We start from the raw sequence: 5579 nt of genomic DNA, 5'->3' as shown, positions 1-5579 counted from the left end.
CACCACCGGAGGTAGGTGGGTAGGTTACGGTTTCGCCAGACTGTGCAGCCGCTTTTTTGGCTTTAGCACGAGCAATTGCAGCAGCAACGGCGGCTTTCTTAGGATCAGCAGCAGGCGTTGGTGTATCAGTTACGGTTTCGCCAGACTGTGCAGCCGCTTTTTTGGCTTTCGCACGAGCAATTGCAGCAGCAACGGCGGCTTTCTTAGGATCAACAGCAGGCGCTGGTGTGTCAGTTACTGTTTCGCCTGACAGTGCAGCCGCTTTCTTGGCTTTTGCACGAGCAATTGCAGCAGCAACGGCAGCTTTCTTGGCATCAACTGCTGGCGCTGGTATGTCAGTTGCTGTTTCGCCTGACTGTGCAGCCGCTTTCTTGGCTTTCGCACGAGCAATCGCATCTGCAACAGCTGCTTTTTTCGCTTCAATCGCTGGGCTCGTTGTTATTTCTACTGGTTGTGAACCTTCGGCTTCTCGTTTAGCTTTAGCGGCTGCTTTTCTCGCTTTTCGTTCTGCAATGACAGCTGTATTATCTGGAACCGTAGTATCAGTGGATGCGATAGCGGCTTTCTTGGCTTTAGCGCGAGCAATTGCATCAGCAACTGCAGATCCTTTACTTGTTTTTCCATCGGCCGCTGCTTGTTCAGCAGCTTTGGCTTTTTGGATGCGTTCCATCGCTGCTTTAACAGGATCTTCACCCGTTGTGGCTTTCGCTGCTGCGCGGCGTTTTTCGGCGGCCTCTTTTTGGCGTTGTTCACGTTGCGCTTTTTCTAATGCTAATCGTTCATTACGCTTCTCAAAGCGCTCTTTCGCAATAGCTGCTGCTGCAAGTTCTGCATCACTTTCACGGACTTCTACTTTGGCAATCCGGTACTGATGAACAAGTGGTATTTGGCTCGGGCAAACATAGCTACAGGCGCCACATTCGATACAATCCATTAGATTATAATCGGCAAGTTTAGTGACGTCTTTTGCTTGGCTATACCAATGTAATTGTTGCGGTAATAAATCAACAGGGCAGGCTTCTGCACACTCTCCACAACGGATGCAGGCGTCAGGTTCTCTTACTTGGGGAATTTCATCTTTGATAGGGGTTAAAATACAGTTACCTGTTTTAGTCAGTGAAAACTGGCCGTGCGGTAATGTAAAGCCCATCATAGGCCCACCATAAATAATTGCAGCTGCTTTATCTTCATCGCATTTAAATTCACGGAGTAATGCACTGATTGGCGTACCAATTAACGCTTCTACATTACGTGGTTGTGGGAATGCTTTGCCGGTTAAGGTAACAATACGGCTTAATAATGGCTGGCGATCTATGATTGCTTGTTTGACGGCATAAATAGTGCCAACATTTTGCATGACGATCCCTGATTGTGCAGGGATCTGACCTTTACTGATCTCTTTACCCGTTAACACTTGAATTAACTGTTTTTCGCCACCGTTCGGGTATTTTGTTGGCACTTTACGTACGATAATATCAGCACTTAGGTTAGTTGTTTTTATCGCTGTTTCTAACGCATTTGCGGCATCAGGTTTATTATCTTCAATGCCTATGATGCAAAGTGCAGGTTTGATCATGTGACGTAATATCTCAATACCTTGAATGATATCGTCTGCTCGTTCACGCATGAGTACATCATCAGAGGTGATGTACGGTTCACATTCTGCTGCATTGATTAACAAAAATTCAATTGGCTGTTTATCACTTAACTTTACCGCTGTCGGAAAGCCTGCGCCACCCATACCAGCGACTCCCGCTAGGCTTATATGTTGTTGTAATTCAGCTGTTGAAAGTTGTTTATAATCGAGTGCTGGTAGATTTTCGAGTGCTTTATCTTCTTGATCACAAATTAGTTTTATTGCAATTTCAGGTGTTGCTGATGGGTGAGTACTTGGATATTGTGCAATATGCTCAATGGTACCTGACGTTGGGGCATGAACCGGTACAGACATGAACGAATCAGATGCTGTTAGTGGTTGGCCTTTTAAAACTTTGTCACCTGGAGCAACAATTATCTGACCACCTTGGCCAATGTGTTGCTTAACGGGAATTATCAGGTGTTTAGGGATATTCGCCATCGTAATTGCTAAACGCGTTGACTGGGTCTTATTCTCTTGTGGATGTACACCACCAAAGTAGCGCCACAGTTTACCATTTTTTATTTGTTCGATTAATGAAATCATGTGACCTACTTAATATTCACTACAGGGATAGAGTCTAATTGCCACTTCCATGCAGCTTGTACTGGTTCCATCACGATACAATCGGTAGGACATGGTGCAACACATAATTTACAGCCTGTGCAAGAATCAACTATCACAGTGTGCATTGCACGTGTTGCACCTGCAATGGCATCCACAGGGCAGGCCTGAATACATTTAGTACAGCCAATACAGTCTTCTTCAATAATACGTGCAACCATTTTGATGCTGGCGTCGTGTTCTTGCTCTGCAATAGGCTTGACTTCAACACCCATGATATCAGCAAGTTTTTCAACGGTATCTGCACCACCTGGAATACATAAGTTTACTTCTTCACCGTTCGCTACGGCTGTTGCATAAGGTTTGCAGCCTGGATAACCACATTGGCCACATTGTGTTTGTGGTAACTCGGCATCAATTTGTTCAACGACAGGGTTACCTTCAATTTTAAAACGAATAGCTGCCCAGCCGAGCCCGAACCCAAACAAAGCAGCGAGAATAACAAGGGTAATAATTGCAATGAGAATAGTAGTCATAGTTATCAACAGTTAAAGTTTAACCAAGCCCGTAAAGCCCATGAACGCAAGTGACATAAGACCTGCAGTGATCATGGCGATTGAAGTCCCCTTAAAAGGGGCTGGGACGTTTGCTGCTGCGATCCGTTCACGCATAGCGGCAAATAATATAAGAACTAATGAGAAGCCAACTGCAGCACCAAAGCCATATACAGCACTTTCTATAAAGTTATGTTTTTCATTAATATTGAGTAATGCCACACCAAGTACCGCACAGTTAGTCGTGATGAGTGGTAAGAAAATCCCTAATAAACGATAAAGAGTAGGGCTGGTTTTATGTACAACCATTTCAGTAAATTGTACGACAACTGCAATAACGAGAATGAAACTAAGTGTTCGTAGATACTCTAAGCCGAGCGGCGTTAAAATATAGGTTTCAACAAGGTATGAAGACATTGCAGCAATGGTCAGTACGAACGTTGTTGCAAATGACATTCCTATCGCGCTTTCTAGTTTGCTCGAAACCCCCATAAACGGGCACAAACCAAGAAATTTGACTAGTACAAAGTTATTTACAAGAACAGTGCTTACTAGCAGTAAAAGATATTCGGTCATGATGAAGTAATACAGTTACTATGGGAGGCCATATTATCGGGTATCTGTACCATTGTTACAATAGGAAAGAAGTAAATTGGTAACGTAAAAAGGCTAATAATCAGTTAGTCTTCTTACCTTATCTGGGTTTTTACTGTTTAACAGGCTATTTTACTTAATGGTGCAGGTTTTGAGATGAGATAACCCTGGATCCCGTCAACATACATGGACTCGAGTAATTGTTTTTGCGCTAAGTCTTCAACGCCCTCGGCAATAACTTGGCAACTCATGCGATGAGCAACATCAACAATCATACGTAAAAATTGTTGACTTGCATTGTCATCTGTAATTGACTGAATTAAGCCACTGTCTATTTTTATGTAATCTGGTTTTAGTTCTCTAAAGAGTTTGAATGAACTAATGCCATGACCAAATTTACTAATTGCTGAGCGGCTACCAACACGGCGTAGCATATCTATTACACGTTTGCTTGAGACGATATTTCTTTCTAGAATAACCTCATCAATTTCAAAAACTAAATTGGTTGCGATGTTTGGCTCACGTAGCAATAAGCGCTCTAGCCAGACAATAAATGCGCTACTTTGCACAGATTGTGACGTTAGATTAACTCCCCATCGACTGGAACCATCCATTTGTGTACGGCTATTGCTAATGATATTTTCGATAATAATTTGGTCAAGTTTAACGGTATAATCTAAGCGTTGAGCCATTGCAAACAAGGTGTGAGTTGGTAGCATTGCATTGTTGCTACCAATAAAACGAGTATAAATTTCTTGGTAATTTTTCATGTTACGGTGAATGGGTTGAACTGGCTGGCTGAGCAACATCAGGCTGCGTTTATTGATAATCTCTTCAATCACATCTTTCCAATAAGATTGCCCTTGATTTTCTTGTTGAGCATCTTGTTGTTGAAATGCCCAGTGATTAGGCCCTTCGAGTTGCGCTTTCGCTAATGCAGTATCCGCACGCGCTAATACTTGTTCAGGCTGTTGTCCTGAATGAACCGTTGTTATGCCTATATACGCAACATTCTCTAAATCATGAAGTGATTGATAATCATCGAGGTTAGCTTTTATTTCTCGCGCCAACTTATGTGCGACGGCTGCAGTCATATTCGGAATGATAATGGCGAAATCAGGGCCTGAAACACGGTATAATTGACTATCGGGATAACGTTTTGTACATTGCTTTAGTATATTGGATATATCTTTTAGGTAAGTATCGCCGCGTTGAAATCCTCTGTGTTTATTGGTATGTCCAAGTGCTGTTGCACGAATTAATGCGATAATTGCAGATTGAGATTCATTTTTTTCCGACAAAATATCCACAAGCTCACCACGAAAGTAAAATCGATTGTATAAACCGGTTAAATTATCCATGTTAATTTGTTTTGAAAGGGCTTCAATTTTATCATGCTGATCTTGTAATTCTTTATGATGATCTGCTTTATGCTGTGCAAGAAGGCGGGTGATAGCTGGTGATGCATGGTAATTTGGTTTTGTCGTGTTACCAATTTCCTTAAGGATGTTCCTTTCTAACTTAACTAATAATCGTTTCACGGATGCAAGACATAATAAATAGGCGATAAAGAGTGAAACAATAAAAGTGCTTAGTAATTTTATCTGCGCGTTATCCTTGTCATTAAATCTGAGTTTAAATTTATAACTAAATAAGTCTGTAGCACCTGAAAACTTTTTAGCGAGCTGAGGGAAGATCAACTGGATTAAGGTAGGGTAGTTGATATTTGAGTCCCAACTGGAAGAAATCGATTCTGTTTGAATAAATAATTGGCTTAGCCCGAGGCGCTCTGTTAATAATTTAGCATTATCATCCGTAATTGAATCAAGGCTTATCTTTTGGCTCAATGCGTCATTAACAATACTGCCTTGTATGGCTAATGATGAATTTAATGACTGGTAACTAAAACCTAATGAACTGATTAGCATACATAAAAAAACAAATGTGATAGAAAGATTGCAGCGAAAATAATCCGTCATTTTCATTATCCCTATAATATTTTTACATCCCTGTGTGGCTAGATTAACCTGTTTCGAACAATAAAAATACGTATGTGAGGGGCTTAGGTATAGATTATGCGATAGCGGGCACTATTTTCAGTAATAATTAAACTTTAGTAGGAGAGATGTTTTAGTTATAAATATTAATTTTGTCGTTGAGAATATTATTGGACAGCTTGTTATGAGGTGGGATTATTAGATATTAAAAGAAATGGCTCCCCTTGCTAGACT

4 protein-coding genes are annotated in these 5579 nt (G+C 41.3%); all 4 read right to left on the bottom strand.

Annotation, left to right across the window (positions count from 1 at the left end; translation table 11 throughout):
• A partial coding sequence (gene rsxC, locus BT797_RS20440; RefSeq protein WP_075473296.1) for an electron transport complex subunit RsxC occupies nucleotides 1-2182 on the bottom strand: 2182 nt, incomplete at its 3' end.
• 5 nt (nucleotides 2183-2187) lie between these two features.
• On the bottom strand, nucleotides 2188-2736 hold the full coding sequence (gene rsxB / locus BT797_RS20435) for an electron transport complex subunit RsxB (protein ID WP_075473295.1): 549 nt from the start codon (nucleotides 2734-2736) through the stop codon (nucleotides 2188-2190).
• A 12-nt stretch (nucleotides 2737-2748) separates the two neighbouring features.
• Complete coding sequence (rsxA, locus tag BT797_RS20430) at nucleotides 2749-3330, bottom strand: electron transport complex subunit RsxA (RefSeq protein ID WP_026006230.1); 582 nt, start codon at nucleotides 3328-3330, stop codon at nucleotides 2749-2751.
• 137 nt (nucleotides 3331-3467) lie between these two features.
• Nucleotides 3468-5327, bottom strand: a complete 1860-nt coding sequence (locus tag BT797_RS20425) for an EAL domain-containing protein (RefSeq protein WP_045110938.1) — start codon at nucleotides 5325-5327, stop codon at nucleotides 3468-3470.
• Nucleotides 5328-5579: the final 252 nt, after the last annotated feature.

The sequence above is a fragment of the Moritella viscosa genome (assembly GCF_900120065.1).
In the GTDB taxonomy this organism is placed as follows: domain Bacteria; phylum Pseudomonadota; class Gammaproteobacteria; order Enterobacterales; family Moritellaceae; genus Moritella; species Moritella viscosa.
This window is presented reverse-complemented; position numbering and strand designations above follow the sequence as displayed.